At 22.0% G+C, this 1,294-nt stretch carries 2 protein-coding genes; both read right to left on the bottom strand.

The window, feature by feature from the left end; all coding sequences use genetic code 11:
• Positions 1-133: 133 nt before the first annotated feature.
• A complete protein-coding gene (locus AWT72_RS08570) occupies positions 134-592 on the bottom strand; it encodes an osmolarity sensor protein EnvZ (RefSeq protein ID WP_067143642.1) in 459 nt (152 codons plus the stop codon).
• A gap of 126 nt (positions 593-718) precedes the next feature.
• A complete protein-coding gene (locus tag AWT72_RS08565; RefSeq protein ID WP_067143639.1) occupies positions 719-1,177 on the bottom strand; it encodes an osmolarity sensor protein EnvZ in 459 nt (152 codons plus the stop codon).
• Between the last annotated feature and the right edge of the window lie 117 nt (positions 1,178-1,294).

Genomic DNA, 1,294 nt, shown 5'->3' with positions numbered 1-1,294 from the left:
TTTAATATTGTTATTTTTACCTTTATTCCCATTTTTTTTGCTTCATTAATTACCCTTTCAAAATTATTTAATTGTGATTAACATAATTTTTTATTATTTGCAGGAGAATTTATTTGTATTGAATTAAAGATTTTTATTTATCGTAATTTTCCTTATACTCAAACATTTCCATTATTTTTTCACCCAATTCTTTTGCACTTGGTTTTTCATTAAAAATATATTCACATTTATTACCATTAAAATCTTTGAAAGGAGAATAACCATGACCATCTTTCATTTGTAATTGTAATTCATATTTATTTTCATAAAATTCAAAATCTATAAGATTGTATGCTGATGTTACACTAGAACAATTAAAATATTTTTTCTCCCATTTTATATCAGCAGGGTATTCTATTACTTCATCATCACATTGTTCTAATGCCCATAATACAAATTCTCCTATTTTCTCGCTATCTTTTTTACTTAAAAAAGAAATTATTCCATAATCCTTTCTTAATCTTAAACCTATTTTATTTCTTCCACTAGGTAATATTACCATTCTAAAATCTTTTTCTTTTTTTTCTTTATAAATTGCTATATCTATTGCCATTTTTATTTCTCCTTTATTTTAATATTGTTATTTTTACTTTTATTCCCATTTTCTTTGCTTCATTAATTACTCTTTCAAAATTATTTAATTGTGATTAACATAATTTTTTATTATTTGCAGGAGAATTTATTTGTCATAATTTTCTTTGTACTCAAACATTTCCATTATTTTTTCGCCCAATTCTTTTTCACTCGGTTTTTCATTAAAAATATATTCACATTTATTACCATTAAAATCTTTGAAAGGAGAATAACCATATCCATCTTTCATTTCTAATTGTAATTTATATTTATTTTCATAAAATTTAAAACTTATAAGATTGTATGCTGATGTTACACTAGAACAATTAAAATATTTTTTCTCCCATTTTATATCAACAGGGTATTCTATTATTTCATCATCGCATTGTTTTAATGCCCATAATGAAAGTTCTCCTATTTTTTTACTATCTTTCTTACTTAAAAAGGAAGTTATTCCATAATCTTTTCTTGATCTTAAACCTATTTTATTTCTTCCGCTAGGTAATATTACCATTCTAAAATCTTTTTCTTTTTTTTCTTTATAAATTCCTATATTCATTGACATTTTTATTTCTCCTTTATTTTAATATTGTTATTTTTACCTTTATTCCCATTTTTTTTGCTTCATTAATTACCTTTTCAAAATTATTTAATTGTGATTAACATAATTTTTTATTATTTG

The organism is Oceanivirga salmonicida (assembly GCF_001517915.1).
GTDB classification, from domain to species: domain Bacteria; phylum Fusobacteriota; class Fusobacteriia; order Fusobacteriales; family Leptotrichiaceae; genus Oceanivirga; species Oceanivirga salmonicida.
Note: the sequence above shows the minus strand (reverse complement) of the source record. Positions and strands in the feature narration are given on the sequence as shown.

Coding starts and splice junctions, on each gene's coding strand:
- AWT72_RS08565 (WP_067143639.1), bottom strand. CDS start 1,177: ATGTCAATGAATATAGGAATTTATAAAGAAAAAAAAGAAAAAGATTTT.
- AWT72_RS08570 (WP_067143642.1), bottom strand. CDS start 592: ATGGCAATAGATATAGCAATTTATAAAGAAAAAAAAGAAAAAGATTTT.